This is a genomic window from Amycolatopsis sp. NPDC001319 (assembly GCF_042896185.1).
Lineage (GTDB): Bacteria > Actinomycetota > Actinomycetes > Mycobacteriales > Pseudonocardiaceae > Amycolatopsis.
In genome coordinates this window covers 247545-263506 of the sequence record NZ_JBIAWY010000007.1, presented here as the reverse complement: position 1 = coordinate 263506, position 15962 = coordinate 247545, and the positions used below count along the sequence as shown (strand labels likewise).

General features: G+C 70.6%; 13 protein-coding genes and 1 pseudogene. 10 read left to right on the top strand and 4 right to left on the bottom strand.

The annotated features are described in order from the left end of the window. Nucleotides 1-193: 193 nt before the first annotated feature. The 7 genes and pseudogenes from ACFY1H_RS27625 (at nt 194) to ACFY1H_RS27595 (ending at nt 7922) form a co-directional block, all read left to right on the top strand. Nucleotides 194-1822, top strand: a complete 1629-nt coding sequence (locus ACFY1H_RS27625; protein WP_366584260.1) for a long-chain fatty acid--CoA ligase — start codon at nt 194-196, stop codon at nt 1820-1822. Between the two features lie 100 nt (nt 1823-1922). After that, nucleotides 1923-3227, top strand: coding sequence for an ABC transporter substrate-binding protein (locus ACFY1H_RS27620; RefSeq protein ID WP_386950947.1), 1305 nt, complete (start codon nt 1923-1925; stop codon nt 3225-3227). Further along, nucleotides 3224-4138 carry a sugar ABC transporter permease gene (locus tag ACFY1H_RS27615; protein WP_366584258.1) on the top strand — a complete coding sequence of 305 codons (915 nt, stop codon included), beginning with the start codon at nt 3224-3226 and terminating at the stop codon, nt 4136-4138. Before ACFY1H_RS27620 ends, ACFY1H_RS27615 begins: the two co-directional genes overlap by 4 nt. 44 nt (nt 4139-4182) lie before the next feature. Continuing rightward, a complete protein-coding gene (locus ACFY1H_RS27610) occupies nt 4183-4965 on the top strand; it encodes a carbohydrate ABC transporter permease (RefSeq protein ID WP_366584353.1) in 783 nt (260 codons plus the stop codon). A gap of 140 nt (nt 4966-5105) precedes the next feature. Next, entirely contained in the window at nt 5106-5606 is a 501-nt protein-coding gene (locus ACFY1H_RS27605; protein ID WP_386950944.1) for a DUF4190 domain-containing protein, read from the top strand. A gap of 150 nt (nt 5607-5756) precedes the next feature. Further along, nucleotides 5757-7486 (top strand): annotated as a pseudogene (locus ACFY1H_RS27600) (TIGR03767 family metallophosphoesterase). Between the two features lie 52 nt (nt 7487-7538). Continuing rightward, entirely contained in the window at nt 7539-7922 is a 384-nt protein-coding gene (locus ACFY1H_RS27595) for a PaaI family thioesterase (protein ID WP_386950941.1), read from the top strand. Here ACFY1H_RS27595 and ACFY1H_RS27590 read toward each other — a convergent pair. Then, nucleotides 7919-8707 carry a hypothetical protein gene (locus ACFY1H_RS27590; protein WP_386950939.1) on the bottom strand — a complete coding sequence of 263 codons (789 nt, stop codon included), beginning with the start codon at nt 8705-8707 and terminating at the stop codon, nt 7919-7921. The two genes, ACFY1H_RS27595 and ACFY1H_RS27590, sit on opposite strands and share 4 nt — an antisense overlap. 122 nt (nt 8708-8829) lie before the next feature. On the opposite strand from ACFY1H_RS27590, the gene ACFY1H_RS27585 reads away from it, so the two are divergent. After that, nucleotides 8830-10092 (top strand): peptidase C39 family protein, encoded by a 1263-nt coding sequence (locus tag ACFY1H_RS27585; RefSeq protein WP_366584253.1) that lies wholly within the window; start codon nt 8830-8832, stop codon nt 10090-10092. 52 nt (nt 10093-10144) lie between these two features. Here the strand turns inward: ACFY1H_RS27585 and ACFY1H_RS27580 are convergent, their stop codons facing one another. The 3 genes from ACFY1H_RS27580 to ACFY1H_RS27570 all read right to left on the bottom strand — a co-directional run bounded on the left by ACFY1H_RS27580 (nt 10145) and on the right by ACFY1H_RS27570 (nt 13765). After that, nucleotides 10145-10759 (bottom strand): gamma-glutamylcyclotransferase, encoded by a 615-nt coding sequence (locus ACFY1H_RS27580; RefSeq protein WP_366584352.1) that lies wholly within the window; start codon nt 10757-10759, stop codon nt 10145-10147. A gap of 8 nt (nt 10760-10767) precedes the next feature. Continuing rightward, on the bottom strand, nt 10768-11865 hold the full coding sequence (locus ACFY1H_RS27575) for an S-(hydroxymethyl)mycothiol dehydrogenase (protein ID WP_386950936.1): 1098 nt from the start codon (nt 11863-11865) through the stop codon (nt 10768-10770). Nucleotides 11866-12154: 289 nt separating this feature from the next. After that, nucleotides 12155-13765, bottom strand: a complete 1611-nt coding sequence (locus tag ACFY1H_RS27570; protein ID WP_366584252.1) for an FAD-binding oxidoreductase — start codon at nt 13763-13765, stop codon at nt 12155-12157. Nucleotides 13766-13781: 16 nt separating this feature from the next. Here ACFY1H_RS27570 and ACFY1H_RS27565 point away from each other — a divergent pair, with 16 nt between their 5' ends. Then, a complete protein-coding gene (locus tag ACFY1H_RS27565) occupies nt 13782-14426 on the top strand; it encodes a TetR/AcrR family transcriptional regulator (RefSeq protein ID WP_366584251.1) in 645 nt (214 codons plus the stop codon). Next, complete coding sequence (locus ACFY1H_RS27560) at nt 14423-15958, top strand: glycerol-3-phosphate dehydrogenase/oxidase (RefSeq protein ID WP_366584250.1); 1536 nt, start codon at nt 14423-14425, stop codon at nt 15956-15958. The genes ACFY1H_RS27565 and ACFY1H_RS27560 overlap by 4 nt, the downstream gene beginning before the upstream one ends. The last annotated feature ends 4 nt before the right edge of the window (nt 15959-15962 follow it).

Genomic DNA, 15962 nt, shown 5'->3' with positions numbered 1-15962 from the left:
GACGCCATTTTTTGTTGCCCTGCAAGGAAAATGCCGGTAGACAGTTGATCATGACCACGGGAGGCCGCCACCCGATACGGGGACGGCCGTGACCGAACGGTTGCCCGAGTTGACCATGCCCCGGCGCCCGGTCCGCCGTTAGAGTCGGCGGCACCCCAGTTCACCGGCGAACGAGCACCACGGGAGTTCACCCATGTTGAGCACGATGCAGGACGGGCAGCTTTCGCTGGCGAAGCTGCTGCGCCACGGCACCAAGGTCCACGCGCGGAGCGAAGTCATCACCTGGACCGGTTCAGAAGCCCGCCGGGAGACCTATGCCGAGCTCGGGCAGCACGCCGCCCGCCTGGCCAACGCGCTGCGCGGCCTCGGCGTGACGGGCGACCAGCGCGTCGGCACGTTCATGTGGAACAACGCGGAGCACCTGGCCGCTTACCTCGCCGTGCCGGCCATGGGCGCGGTGCTGCACACCCTGAACATCCGCCTGTTCCCCGAGCAGCTCACCTTCGTCGCGAACCACGCCGAGGACCACGTGGTGATCGTCGACGGCACCCTCGTGCCGCTGCTGGCCAAGCAGCTGCCGCACTTCACCACGGTCAAGCACGTGATCGTGGCGAACGGCGACGCCTCGACGCTGGAGGCGCCCGACGGCATCACCGTGCACTCCTACGACGAGCTGCTGGCCGCCCAGCCGAGCGAGTTCGACTGGCCCGAGATCGACGAGCGCTCGGCCGCCGCGATGTGCTACACGTCCGGCACGACGGGCGACCCGAAGGGCGTCGTTTACTCGCACCGCTCGATCTGGCTGCACTCGATGCAGGTCTGCATGACCGACAGCATGCGGCTGGCCCAGGAGGACACCGCGCTGGCGATCGTGCCGATGTTCCACGCGATGTCGTGGGGCCTGCCGTACGCGGCGATGATGGTCGGCGCGTCGCTGCTCATGCCCGACCGCTTCCTGCAGCCGGCGCCGATCTCGGCGATGCTGGCGGCCGAGAAGCCGACCTTCGCGGCGGCTGTGCCGACGATCTGGCAGGGCCTGCTCGCCCACCTCGACGCGAACCCGCAGGACATCTCCCACGTGCGCGAGGTCGTGGTCGGCGGGTCGGCGGCGCCGCCTTCGCTGATGCACGCGTTCGAGGAGCGCTACGACGTGCCGATCCTGCACGCGTGGGGCATGACCGAGACGTCGCCGCTGGGCAGCGTCGCGCGTCCGCCGGGCAGCGCGACCGGCGAGGAGCGCTGGGCCTACCGCTACACACAGGGCCGGTTCCCGGCGTCGGTGGCCGCGCGGCTCATCGGCGACGACGGCGAAGAGCTGCCGTGGGACAACGAGGCCGTGGGCGAGCTGGAGGTGCAGGGCCCGTGGATCGCCGGTGCCTACTACGGCGGCGACGCCATCGACCCGGAGAAGTTCCACGACGGCTGGCTGCGCACGGGTGACGTCGGCAAGATCAGCCCCGACGGCTACCTCACCCTCACCGACCGCGCCAAGGACGTGATCAAGTCCGGCGGCGAGTGGATCTCGTCGGTCGACCTGGAGAACCAGGTCATGGGGCACCCGGCCGTCGCCGAGGCGGCCGTGGTCGGCATCCCCGACGAGAAGTGGGACGAGCGCCCGCTGGTGGCCGTCGTGGTGAAGGAAGGCCAGAAGGTGACGGCGGAGGAGCTGCGCGACTACCTGACCGACAAGGTCGCGAAGTGGCAGCTGCCCGAGAACTGGACCTTCGTGGACGAAGTGCCCAAGACCAGCGTCGGCAAGTTCGACAAGAAGCGGATCCGCGCGTCCTACTCAGAGGGAAAGCTCGACATCTCACAGCTCTAACGGGTAATTCTCCGGCGAGTCGCGGATCATCCGGCGCCTGTCTTGAGGGAGTCTGACGCTCTCAAGACAGGCGTCGGAGCACGTCGGAGGAAGTACGGGGATGCAGTCACGCAGCAGGAGGTCGTTCCTCGCCCTGGCGGGAACGGCGGCAGTGGGCGCGGTCGCGGCCGCGTGCGGTTCGAACACCGGGCGCCCGGGCGACCCGCCGCCGTCCACGGCGATGTCGGCCGGACCACCGCCCTCGCAAGCACCCGCGAAGGTGACGCTGCAGCAGTGGTACCACGCGTACGGCGAAGACGGCGTGCAGGACGCCGTGCGCGGCTACGCGGCGTCGTACCCGGGCGCGACCGTCAAGGTGCAGTGGAACCCGGGTGACTACGACTCGAAGATCGTGACCGCGCTGCAGAACAGCGCCGTGCCCGACGTGTTCGAGGCCCAGGTGAAGATCGACTGGGTGCGCCAGAACCAGGTCGTGGCGCTCGACGACCTCATCGGCCCGGTGAAGAACGACTTCAGCCCCGCCGTGCTGGCCGCGCAGACCGTGGAGGGCAAGGTCTACGGCATCCCGCAGGCCACCGACACCCAGGTGCTCTTCTACCGCCCGAGCCTGCTGCAGGCCGCGGGCGTGCAGCCGCCGCAGACCGTCGACGAGCTGGTGGACGCCGCCGGCAAGCTCTCGCGCGACGGCGTGAAGGGCCTGTTCGCGGGCAACGACGGCGGCGTCGCCACGCTCACCGGCCCGCTGCTGTGGTCGGCCGGGCTCGACTACCTCAAGCCCGGCGGCCGCGAGGTCGGCTTCGACGACCCGCGCGCGGCCACCGCGTTGGGCAAGCTGCGCACGCTGAACGCCAACAGCTCCCTGCTGCTCGGCGCGCCCACCGACTGGTCCGACCCGGGCGCCTTCATCGACGGGCTGTGCGCGATGCAGTGGACCGGGCTGTGGAACATGCCGAAGATCCGCGACGCGTTCAACGACGACTTCGCCGTGCTGCCCTTCCCCAAGCTGGACAACAGCGGCGCACCTTCGGTGCCGGTGGGCGCGTACGGCGCGATGGTCAACGCGAAGAGCAAGCACGTGGCCGAGGCCAAGGCGTTCGTGAAGTGGCTCTGGATCGACCAGACGGCCGACCAGCTGGAGTTCGCCACGCGTTTCGGCTTCCACGTGCCCGCGCGCCAGAGCCTCATCGACAAGGCCGACACGCTGCGCTCGGGCCCGGCCGCCGACGTCGCGCGGTTCGTGAAGGAGAACAGCCACCTCGTCGGCGGTCCCGTGTGGACCCAGCAGGCGAACACGGCGTTGTCCGACGCCGTCGCGAAGATCGCCAAGGAGGGCGCCGACCCGGTGGCGCAGACCAAGGCGGCGGTGACGGTCGCGCAGTCCGAGCTGAAGCGCTTGTTCGGATGAAGCTGTCCCGGAGGACCCGGGACACGCTGGCGTTCTGGGGATTCGTCGGCCCGTTCCTGATCGGGCTGGCCGTTTTCGCGTACCTGCCGATCGGCTGGAGCGTGTACCTGTCCTTCTTCGACGCGCGCAACACCGTGACGCCGAGTGTGTTCGTGGGGCTGGACAACTACGCGCACATGCTCACCGACGGGCCGTTCCTGGCCAGCCTCGGCACGTTCAGTGTGTTCGCGGTCGTGATCGTGCCGCTCACGTTCGTGCTGTCGCTCGCGCTCGCCGTGGGCGTGCACCAGCTGAGGTTCGCGCGCGCGTTCTTCCGGTCGGTGTTCTTCCTGCCGTTCGCGTGCTCGTACGTGGTGGCTTCGCTGATCTGGAAGACGTCGCTGTTCTCCGGCGTGCGCTACGGGCTCGCGAACACCGTGCTCGGCCTGTTCGGCGCCGACCCGGTGGCGTGGACGGGCACGGTCGACCCGCCGCTGTACTGGATCGTGCTGGTGACCGCTCGGCTGTGGCTGCAGCTGGGCTTCTACCTGATCCTGTTCCTCGCCGCGCTGCAACGGATTCCAGGCCAGCTCTACGAAGCGGCCTGGCTCGACGGCGCGAAGCCGGGCTGGCAGGTGTTCCGCCACATCACGCTGCCGCAGCTGCGAGCGACGTCCGTGGCCGTGCTGCTGCTGAACCTGATCAACGCGTACCAGGCGTTCGACGAGTTCTACAACATCATGGGCGACTCCCGCGGTTATCCGCCGTTCGCGCGGCCGCCGCTGGTGTACCTCTACTACACGTCGCTGGGTTCGGGCGGCCAGGACCTGGGCCGCGGCAGCGCGGGCGCGGTGCTGCTGGCGTTGCTCATCGCGCTCGTGACGTTGCTGCAGGGTCGGCTGTTCCGCTTCGATCGCGGTGCCCTCTCGTGAACGGCGCTGTGGTGCGGGCCGTGCTGCGCTGGACCGCGCTGATCGTGGCGGCGGTGCTGTTCCTGCTGCCGTTCTACCTGCTGCTGCGCAACGGGCTCGCCTCACGCGCGGAGATCACCGCGCCGAACTGGACGCTGTGGCCCCGGCAGGTGCACTGGGAGAACTTCTCGCGGTTGTTCTCGCTGGAGGACGTGCCGTTCGCGCGGAGCCTGCTGAACTCGGCGGTCGTGGCGACGCTGCAGACGGTGGGGCTGCTGGTGATCTGCTCGCTCGCCGGCTACGGGTTCGCGCGGATCCCTTACCGGCACTCGAAAACCGTGTTCTACGCGGTGCTCGCGACGCTGATGATCCCGACGTCGGTCACGTTCGTGCCGAGCTTCGTCGTGGTGTCCACGCTGGGCTGGCTCTCGGACCTGCGGGGCCTGGTGATCCCGGGGTTGTTCAGCGCGTTCAGCGTGTTCCTGTTCCGCCAGTACTTCCTGGACTTCCCGCGTGAGCTGGAGGAAGCCGGCCGCGTCGACGGGCTCACGCGCTGGGGTGTGTTCCGGCGCATCGTGGTGCCGAACTCGCGCGGCTTCTTCGCCGCGATCGCCGTGATCTCGGTGATCGGCAGCTGGAACGCGTTCCTGTGGCCGCTGATCATCGCGCAGTCGCCGGACTCCTGGACGGTCCAGGTGGCGCTCTCCGGGCTGCTGACGTCGCAGAACCCGCAGCTGAACCTGCTCTTCCTCGCCGCGGCGGTGTCGATCCTGCCGATCGTGCTGCTGTTCGCGTTCCTGCAGCGTTACCTCGTGCGCGGGGTCACGGAGTCGGGGCTGAAGGGCTGAGCCGCGCGGCCGAGCACCGGGTCGGGCCACCCGATCCGGGACAACCCGATCGCGGTGGTCAATCCGCCGATTCCGCCCCCGACGACCACCCCATCCCCCATAAGCTCTTTGTACCCGACGTCCGGAACCTGGAGCGCCCGATGACCGATCCGTACCAGCAGCAGCCCCACCAAGAGGGCCAGTTCTACGGCGCCGACGGTTACCCGACGCCCCAGCAGCCCCAGCAGCCCCAGCAGCAGCCCTCGGCGCCGCTGCCCGTGCCGTACTCCGCGCCGGTTTCGGGGCCGTATCCCGCGCCGTATTCAGGGCCGTACTCGGGACCGCAGCAAATGCCGTACGGGCCGTTCCCCGGCTACGTGCCGCTGCGGACGAGTGGCATGGCGATCGCGGGGATGATCATCGGGATCCTCGCGCTGATCACATTCTGGGTGCCGTTCTGGGACGTCGTGGCGGCGTTCACGGCGATCGGGCTGTCGTGGGCCGGCATGGTGCAGGCGCAGAAGCCCGGTTACACGGGTCAGGGCATGGGGATCGCCGGGCTCGTGTGCGGGATCATCGCCGCGATCCCGGCGGTGATCTTCCTGGTGCTGTTCTTCGTGGCGATCGCGGCGACGAGCACGTCGTGCGCGTTCTACTGCTGAAGCCACACCTTCGTCGGGTAGCCGAACCGCGGTGGATGTGACAGTGTCAGCCGCACTGTCACGGTGAATGTGAGCGAGATTCATATTGCGTTCACCGGAGTTCCACCGCCGTCCGGCAGCGTGCTGGGCAGCCGACACCGGGGAGCGAAGATGGCCCAGCTGACCAGGCGGACGTTCACCGCGGCAGGTGCCGCAGGCGTGGGGTTGCTGCTGTGCACCCCGACCGCCAACGCGCTGGACCGGGCGCTCAAGCGCACGGCCTCGCGCACCGTCAGCACCGCCGGCACCACCCTGGAGCAGGTCGCCACCGCCGTCTCCCCCGGCACGGCCACGTACTCGCGCCTCACCGGCGGCCCCGGCTGGCCGCTCGTCGTCCGCGGCGAACTCGCCGCCCCGAAGGACGGCCGCGACGACCGCCGGACGGCGCTGGGCGCGTTCGTGCAGTTCACCGACCTGCACATCACCGACACCGAGTCGCCGGCGCGGTTCGAGTACCTGCACCCGTACGTCAGCTCGGCGCACCGGCCGCAGGAAGCCCTCGGCGCGGCCGCGACGAGCGCGCTGGTGCAGCGGGTGAACAGCGTCGCGAAGGGACCGTTCACCGGCCGGCCGTTCGACTTCCTCGTGACCACCGGCGACAACACCGACAACCACGAACTGCTGGAGCTCGACTGGTTCCTGACCAGCCTCAACGGCGGCGCGATCACCCCGAACTCCGGTGACCCCAGCCGGTACGAGGGGGTGCAGGCGTCGGGCAACGCGACGCGTTCTGGAACCCGTCGACCCCGCTCGACGACGACTACTCGAAGAAGGGCTTCCCACAGCTGCCGGGCCTGCTCGAAGCGGGGATCGCGCCGTTCACCGCGCCCGGGCTGGACGTGCCGTGGTTCTGCACGTTCGGCAACCACGACGACAGCGTGGTCGGCACCCTGCCGGAAGGCATCCCGGGCATCGAGGCCTGGTACACGAGCCGGTACAAGGTGATCGGCAAGGACGAGAGCACCGCGAAGAAGCTCGGGGCGGCCATCAACGGCGGCAAGAGCGTGCCGCTGACCGAGCTGTTCGGCGGCACCGGCACGATCCGCGAGGTCACACCCGACGCGCGCCGGCGGCCGTTCACCACGGCGGAGTTCGTGACCGCGCACCTGGAGTCCGGCAACACCGGCCCCGGCCCGGTGGGCCACGGCTTTTCGGAGAACAACGCCGACGGCCGCGACGTCTACTACACGTTCCGCATCGCCCCGGGCGTCACCGGCATCAGCCTCGACACCACGACGCTGGGCGGTTTCGCCGACGGCTCGATCGGGCTCGGCCAGTTCAACTGGGTGGAGTCGACGCTCAAGCGCAACTGTTCGACGTACTACGACTTCTTCGGCCGCAAGGTCAAGCAGTCGGTGACCGACGAGCTGTTCGTGCTGTTCAGCCACCACACGAGCGACACCATGGGCAACCTCCTGCCCGACTCGCGCCACCTGCTGGAGCCGCGCCTGAACGGCGACGCGTTCGTGGGGCTGCTCAACCGCTTCCCGAACGTGGTGGCGTGGGTCAACGGCCACACGCACCTCAACAAGATCACCCCGCACGTCGGCAAGACGCCCGCGCAGAGCTTCTGGGAGATCAACACCGCCTCCCACGTCGACTTCCCGCAGCACGCGCGCATCCTCGAGCTGGCCGACAACGGCGACGGCACCCTGTCGATCTTCACCACGCTCATCGAAGCTGCCGCGCCCTACTCCGTGGACTACTCCGCGCGCACGCCTTCCGCCCTGGCTTCGCTCTACCGCGAGCTTTCGTACAACGACATCCACGTGGACCTGGGCCGCGTCGGCTCGGACGGCGACCACAACACGGAGCTGCTGCTCACCAACCCGCTCGGCTGATTACCTCGCGGGTAATCGACGCTGTGCGCCCGGCTGCGGTTAGGTGTTCGGCATGACCGAGCTGTTCCAGACCATGCCGTTCGCCGAGCGGCTGGGCATCGAGGCACTCTCGCAGGCCCCGGACCTCGTCCGCGCCCGCCTCGCGTGGGACGCCGCCCTGTGCACCCTCGGCGGCTCCCTCCACGGCGGCGTCCTCATGTCCCTGGCCGACTCGACGGGCGCGGTGTGCGCGTTCCTCAACCTGCCACCGGGCGCTTCGGGCACCACCACGCTGGAGTCAAAAACCAACTTCCTGCGCGGGGTGCGCGCGGGGCACGCGGTCGCGTCGTCCCGCCCGCTGCACGCGGGCCGCCGCGTGGTCGTCGTGGAAACCGAAATCCACGACGACGAGGGGAAACTGGTCGCGAAGGTGACCCAGACGCAGGCGGTGCTCTAGGCCGCCCACGGGAGCCGGACGGCTTCGAGCTCGGTGTTGTTGAGGAGTGTCCCGATCAGCTCCGGCGAGCCGGCGACCTTGGTGCCCCAGAGGTCGTAGTCGGTGCAGAAGCACCACGAGTGGTCCGCGGCCCAGACGTTGGACGGGCTGAAACAGGTCTCGGGGTCGTCGTAGAGGACCGCGGCGTCGCCGAGACGTCCGGTGAGGACCCGGACGGTTTCGTAGTCCTCGAACCGCCGAGTTGCCGGGCCGAAGAAGGCAACGCACGGGGTGTCGGGACCACTGTGTTCGGCGAGGAAGCCAATCAGCCGGGTCCAGGTCTCGCGATCCAGGGCACCCTCGGTGGGCGGAATGATGCCGAGGGGCCAGCTGTCCTCCTTCGTGGCCGAGGGGAAGCACCGGAAACAGGGCAGCAGCCCGTCCGGCACGATCGGATCACCGACACGTTCGGCGAGTTCCGCCCAGCGCAGCCGCCGCCGGCCGGGCCCCGGGTGCTCCGAGCGGCCCAGCCCACCGCCCATGGTCACCGAGACGGCGTCGAGGTCGAAGTCGCCGATCATGTGCGGTTCGACGACACCTTCGGCGATCTGCGCCTGGTGGTGTTCGTGGTAGGTGAGGTCCACCGGGCCTCGCTCGTGCTCGTAGAGGGCGTTGAGCACCCAGGCGGCGTCCGGCATCGAGGGCGGCATGAATCCGGTCAGGCCGTCTTCGCCGGAAAGCTCGCGCAGCCAGTCGACGGCGGTGGCCGGCGCGGGTGACCACAGCTCGGTGAACGGGTTCAGCACGCGCTCATCGTCCCAGCGACCACCACCGATTTCGCCGCCTTGCTCTGGTCGGCTCTTTACGAACCCGCCTCGACCGGCGAAAATCTCTCGCTACGACTGGGGTCTCGGGGACGGAGCACGGCATGCGGGTGCGGAGCTTGATCACGCTATTGTCCATCGCCATGGTGACGGCAGGAGCGACGCAGGTCGCCGACGCGGCGCCGGTGCGTCCGGCGAACGACGAGGCGATCAACTACCACGAGTGGTCCGGCGGGGCGTTCGCCGCGGGCCGCCTCGACGGGCTGGGGCTGGGGCGCGACGGGCTGCGCATCACGCGGCCCGCGGGCACCGTCGAGCACTCCGAGCCGGGGCTGGGCACGACGAAGACCTACGAGTACGGCTCGTGGACGTCGCCGCTGTTCCGGCAGGGGTTCGACGCGACGCAGCTCATCGCGTCGTGGAACGCGCTGACGCCGGCGAAGACGTGGCTGGAGGTCGAGGCGAAGGGCCGCACGTCGGCGGGCGTGGAGACGACCTGGTACGTGATGGGCCGCTGGGCCAGCGGCGACGCCGACATCCAGCGCACGAGCGTCGACGGCCAGAGTGACGACAACGCGTCGGTGGACGTCGACACGCTGGCCACGAAGACGGGGGTCACGCTGCGCTCGTACCAGCTGCGCGTGAGCCTCTACCGCGAGGCGGGCACGCGCGTGACCCCGACGGTGTCCACGCTCGGCGCCGTGACCTCGAACGTCCCGGACCGCTTCGACGTGGCGACCACCAAGCCGGGCCGCGCGCGGGGCATCGAGCTGAAGGTGCCGGCGTACGCGCAAAACATCCACAAAGGACAGTTCCCGCAGTACGGTGGCGGCGGCGAGGCCTGGTGCAGCCCGACGTCCACCGAAATGGTCGCCGAGTACTGGGGCAAGAAGCCGACCGCGCAGCAGATGAGCTGGATCCCGTCGGACTACCTCGACCCGTCCGTCGTCTACGCCGCGCGAAACACCTACGACTACGCCTACGACGGCACCGGCAACTGGCCGTTCAACACCGCGTACGCCGCTTCACTCGGCCTGCGCGGTCACATCACGCGCCTGCACGACCTCAACGAGCTCGAGGACTACATCGCCCGCGGCATCCCCGTGATCACCTCGCAGTCGTTCCTCTCCGACGAGCTCGACGGCGCCGGCTACGGCACGTCCGGCCACATCATGGTCGTCGTCGGCTTCACCCAGGCCGGCGACGTGATCGTCAACGACCCAGCCTCCAGCACCGACGCCCGCGTGCGCAACGTGTACAAGCGCGACCAGTTCGAGAAGATCTGGCAGCGCACGAAGCGCTACACGGCGGACGGCAGCGTGGCCGGTGGGCCGGGCGGAGTGGTCTACATCGTGACGCCGGCCTGAGCCGCGCAGACACCGACGGCGGGACCCGGGCGGATCGAACGGCGCAAGCTGCTCAGCTGAAGATCTGCTCCGGTTCCACCACCGTGCACTTCAGGCCGTGCTCGCCCGCGGGCTCGCCGAGGAGCAGGGCGGCCTCGGCCTGGGGGACGTCGGCGACGCGGACCGGGTGGCCGTCGACGAGGAGCGGGTAGCGGACGGCCGACGCGCCGACGTAGGCGTGGACACCCTCGACGCGCGCGCCGTCGGAGGTCTCGACGGAGTAGCCGTCCAGGTGGGCGAGGTGGTAGCGGGTGCCGCGGCCTTCGCAGACGTCGAGGACCGCGCGTTGCTCCGGCGTGACGAACCACAGGAAGTGGTGCTCGGCGCCCGGCAGTGCGGTGAGGGTGGCGGGGCGCTGGTCGTCGACCTTGCGTAGCCCGGAGGCCCACACCGCGGCCAGCCCGGTGCACCGCACACGGACGGCCACGACAGGACCGGTCAGGCCGAGCTCGTCACGCAGCCAGGTGATCTTCGACGGGCACGCGTTGGAGCCGTACGCCAAGACGGGCAGGCGGTCGCGCCAGCCGGCCGGCGCGGACGAAAGGGGATAACCGGCGCCGTCGACGTGGACGAACGACGTACCCGGCCGTGCCCCGGGGTAGGGGACGGCCGGGTAGTCGGCGTCGATGAAAAGCCTCAGAACTCCACCACGCTGCGGAGGACGTCGCCGTGGTGCATGCGCTCGAAGGCCTGCTCCACGTCGCCGACGCCGATGCGCTCGGTCACGAACTTGTCCAGCGGCAGCCGGCCCTGCAGGTACAGGTCGACGAGCATGGGGAAGTCGCGCGAGGGCAGGCAGTCGCCGTACCAGGAGGACTTCAGCGAGCCGCCGCGGCCGAAGAAGTCGATGAGGGGCAGGTCGTTGAGGCGCATGTCCGGCGTCGGCACGCCGACCAGCACGACGGTGCCCGCGAGGTCACGGCCGTAGAACGCCTGCTTCCACGTCTCGGGCCGGCCGACGGCGTCGATGACCACGCCGGGGCCGAACGAGTGCGTGGCGTCCTGCATGGCCGCCACCACCGCGTCCTGGCTGAGGCCCTTGCTGTTCACGGTGTGCGTGGCGCCGAAGCCCTTGGCCCATTCGAGCTTCCGGTCGTCGGTGTCGATGGCGATGATCGTGGTCGCGCCGGCCAGCTGAGCGCCCGCGATGGCCGCGTCGCCCACGCCGCCGCAGCCGATCACGGCCACGGAGTCACCGCGCGTCACCGCGCCGGTGTTGATGGCCGCGCCGAGGCCCGCCATCACGCCGCAGCCGAGCAGGCCCGCCACCGCGGGTTCGGCCCGTTCGTCCACCTTCGTGCACTGTCCACTGTGGACGAGCGTCTTCTCGAGGAACGCCCCGATGCCCAGCGCGGGCGACAGCTTCGTGCCGTCGGTGAGCGTCATCGGCTGCTCGGCGTTGAACGTGGAGAAGCAGTACCACGGCTTGCCGCGCTTGCACGCCCGGCACGTGCCGCAGACGGCGCGCCAGTTGAGGATCACGTAGTCGCCGGGCGCGATGTCCGTGACCCCGGCGCCGACCTTGTCGACCCGGCCCGCGGCCTCGTGGCCGAGCAGGAACGGGAAGTCGTCGTTGATCCCGCCCTCGCGGTAGTGCAGGTCGGTGTGGCAGACCCCGCAGGCCTGCACCGACACGACCGCCTCGCCCGGACCCGGGTCCGGCACCACCACGGTCTCGAGCGCCACCGGCTCGCCCTTCGCGCGGGACACGATCCCCTGGACCTCGTACGGCATGCGCTCATCCTTCCCTGCACCATTGCTTTGCCGGGGCAGCTAATCACGGAACATGCACACGTGGCCATACCACGATGCGTGGGTGTCGCATCTCGGCGACGAAGTGCACGGGATTGTTTTCACTCTCGGCAAACGGGGGTTGTGCTCCAGCCGAGCCGCGGGTCGGGATCGCCCGGACGGTGCGGAACCCCGTCGGCTCGCGGGAAAGCCGCTCGTCCCGTGCCGGGTCCGCCAGGCGGGGGCTCACGGCGACGCCGGCCACGCGAGCTCCATGGCCGGTCGAGCCGGCTCAGCCGAGCAGTTTTCCCGGGTTCAGGATCCCCGTCGGGTCGACCGCGGATTTCGCGGCGCACAGCACGGACAGCCCCAGCGCGCCGATCTCCGGCTCCAGGTAGGGCGCGTGGTCGACGCCCACGGCGTGGTGGTGCGTGATCGTGCCGAGACCGACGATCGCCTCCGAGGCCGCATGCTTGGCGCGCTGCCACTGGCCGACCGGGTCGGTGTCGTCGCGGGAGGTCAGGACGGTGAAGTAGAGAGAGGCGCCGGTCTCGTAGACGTGCGAGACGTGGCACATCACGATGGCGCGGCCGAGCGAGGCGACCAAGGCCGCGCGGACGGCGTCGTGCAGGTCGTCGAGCCGGGACCAGTACGCGGCGGTCTCCAGGGTCTCGACGCACACCCCCAGGTCCATCAACGCGTCACGCTGGCGCGGGCCCGAGAAGCGGCCGTGGCGCCACGACTCGCCGAGCGCCGTGCCGATCCGCACGGCGCCCGCGCGGCGCAGGAACCGTGCCGTGCGGCGCCGGCGGGCCTGGACATCGCGTTCCCAGCCGACGATCAGCAGACACGGGTGCTTCACACCCCGAGCGGCCAGGTACGCCCGCAGTGCGGAAGTCTTCAGGCCGGCGTTCAGCGCGAACGACACCGCCGTCTCGTCCACATCGGACAGACGCGTGACGTCGGCGGTCGCGTGGTTCTGGGCGAGGGCGCGCATGGCCTCGGAACCACGCTCCCAGCCGTCGACCACCCAGCCCTCGTACCGGCGCGAGTCGGGCACCGGCCGCACGCGCAGCGCAACCTCGGTGATCACGCCGAGTGCGCCCTCGCTGCCCACTGCGAGCTGCCGCAGGTCCGGCCCCGCCGCCGACGCGGGCGCGACCCCGAGCCGCCACTCGCCCTGCGGCGTCGCCACGCGGACGCCGGCGACCATGTCCTCGAAGCGGCCGTAGCCCGCCGACGCCTGCCCGGCCGAGCGCGTCGCCGCGAAGCCGCCGATGGTCGCGCGCTCGAACGACTGCGGCACGTGGCCCAGCGTGAACCCGTGCTCACCCAGCAGCCGCTCGGCCTCGGGCCCGCGCACGCCGGCCTGCAGCACGGCGAGGTGCGACTGCTCGTCCACCGACACCAGCGCGTCGAGCCGCACCAGGTCGAGCGCGATCACCGCCGCCTTGTCGCCGCGCAGCGCCGCGACGCCGCCGACCACCGACGTGCCCCCGCCGAACGGCACGACCCCCACGTCGTGGCGCACACAGACCTCGAGCACGGCCTGCACCTGCTCGGGCGAAGCGGGCAGCACCACGGCGTCGGGCGCGGGCACCGAGTCGCCAAGTCGACGGTGCAGCAGGTCCAGATAGGACAGACCACCCGCGCGCTCGAGCCGCGAGCCGGCGTCGACCAGCACGTTCTCCGCACCGACCACGGCCGCGAGGTCCTCGCGGGCCTGGCCGGGAAGGACCGAACCGGTCAGGTTCGGGACGGAATCCGGCTTTCGCCCTCGATCAGCACCCACCGGGCCGATACGCTGGCCGAGCCACCGGACCGCCCGATCGGGCAGCGAGGCGGCGCCAGCGCCGTCGCCGGTCCACGACTGCCGGATGCGGTGGTTTATGAGATCACTCACGACTACAGTGTGACATATGGACGTCAAACGTCACTCCCCACCGGGAGAGACTCCCTCGGCCCTCGCGGGGGCCCGCAGCCGGCAGACTTCGGCGCGCGTTGCCGACGACGTGCTGCTCGACGCCGCGCGCGAGTGCGTGCTCGCGGTCGGCGTCCGGCGCACCACGCTCGCCGAGATCGCGCGCACCGCGCGCGTGAGCCGCATGACCGTGTACCGCCGGTTCCCCGACGTGCGCAGTGTGCTCGCCGCGCTGATGACGCGCGAGTTCAGCGGCCTGCTCAAACACGCCAGCCACGCGGGCGACGACGCGACCAGCACCCGTGAGCGCCTCGTGCTCATCGCGGCGGCCGGCGTCAGCGCTTTGGCGGCCGACCCGCTGTTCCGCACGCTGCTGGACGTCGACCCGGAGCTCGTGCTGCCCTACATCGTGGAGCGGCTCGGGGCCACGCAGATCTTCGCCGAACAGGTGCTGCGCTCGCTGCTGGAGGCCGGGCACCGCGACGGTTCCGTGCGCAAGGCCGAGGTCACCGCGCAGGCGCGCTCGATCCTGCTGGTCGTGCAGTCCTTCGCGTTCTCCCTGCGGCCCGCCACCGCGGACCTCGACGAGCAGGCGTTGCTCGACGAGTTCCGGTACCTCGTCGACGCAGCGCTCAAGCCATGAGTACAGGTTCACTGAACGCACGCCGCCGCGAACGTGAGCTCGACCGGCTCACGAACGGTGAGCGAGTCGACGTCATAGTCGTCGGCGGCGGCGTCACCGGCGCGGGCATCGCGCTCGACGCGGCGGCTCGCGGGCTGTCGGTCGCGCTGATCGAGGCCCACGACCTGGCGTTCGGCACCTCCCGCTGGTCGAGCAAGCTCGTGCACGGCGGCCTGCGCTACCTCGCGAAGGGCGAGTTCGGGCTCGCGCACGAGAGCGCCGTCGAGCGCGGGATCCTGATGACGCGGACCGCGCCGCACCTCACGCGCGCCATGCCGCAGCTGTTCCCCTTGTACCCCAGCACTTCCCGCGCGCAGCAGACCGTGATCGCCACCGGTCTGCGCGCGGGTGACGCGCTGCGGCGGGCCGCGCGCACGCCGTCGTCGGTGCTGCCGCGACCCCGGCAGATCCCGGTGGCCGAGGCCGTCGCGCTGGCCCCGGGCCTCGCGCCCGCCGGCCTGCGCGGTGCCCTGCTCGCCTACGACGGCGCCCTGGTCGACGACGCGCGCCTGGTCGTGAACCTCGCCCGCACGGCCGCACTGCTGGGCGCCCGGATCCTCACGCACCTGGAGGCCGTGTCGCTTTCGGGCACCGGCGTGCGCGTGCGCGAAGGCTCGGCGGAGTACGACCTCCACGCACGCCAGGTCGTCAACGCGACCGGCGTCTGGGCGGGCACGCTCACCGACGCCGTGCGGCTGCGGCCGTCGCGCGGTTCGCACCTGGTCCTCGCCTCGGGCACCGCCTCGGTGGGCGGGACGTCGGTGAACGTCGCCGTGCCCGGGGAAAGCAACCGGTTCGTCTTCCTGCTGCCGCAGGTCGACGCCCGCGTCTACTTGGGACTCACCGACGAGCCCATCGAGGGTGAGATCCCGCCGGTGCCCGAGGTTCCGGAGTCCGATGTGGACTTCCTGCTGTCCGTGGCGTCCTCGGTGCTCGCCCGGCCGCTGACCCGCGCCGACGTGATCGGCTCCTACGCCGGCCTGCGTCCCCTGGTCGCCGGTTCCGCAGGCAGCAGCGCCGACCTCTCGCGCAAACACGCCGTGGTCACCGGCACCGACGGCGTGCTCACCGTGGTCGGCGGCAAGCTCACCACCTACCGCCGCATGGCCGAGGACGCCGTCGACGCGGCACTGGCGCACTCGGGCCTGCACGCCGGTCCGTCGCGCACCGCGCGGCTGCCGTTGCTCGGCGCGGCCCCGCGCGCAAGACTGTCCCTTGTGGACGCCCCGGCCCGCCTGGTCGCCAAGTACGGCACGGAAGCTCCCCGCGTCGCCGCCCTGGGCGAGGTCGACCGGGCGTTCGCCGCTCCGCTTTTCGACGGCACGCAGATCACCGCGGCGGAGGTCGTCTGGGCCGTCCGTCACGAAGGCGCCTTGGACGTCGAAGACGTGCTCGAACGCCGCACCCGCCTGTCGCTCGTGCCCGCCGAGGCCGAGGCCGCCCGCGCCCGCGTGGCGGAGCTCGTGGAGAAGGCCCTGGCCGGACTGTCCTGAACAG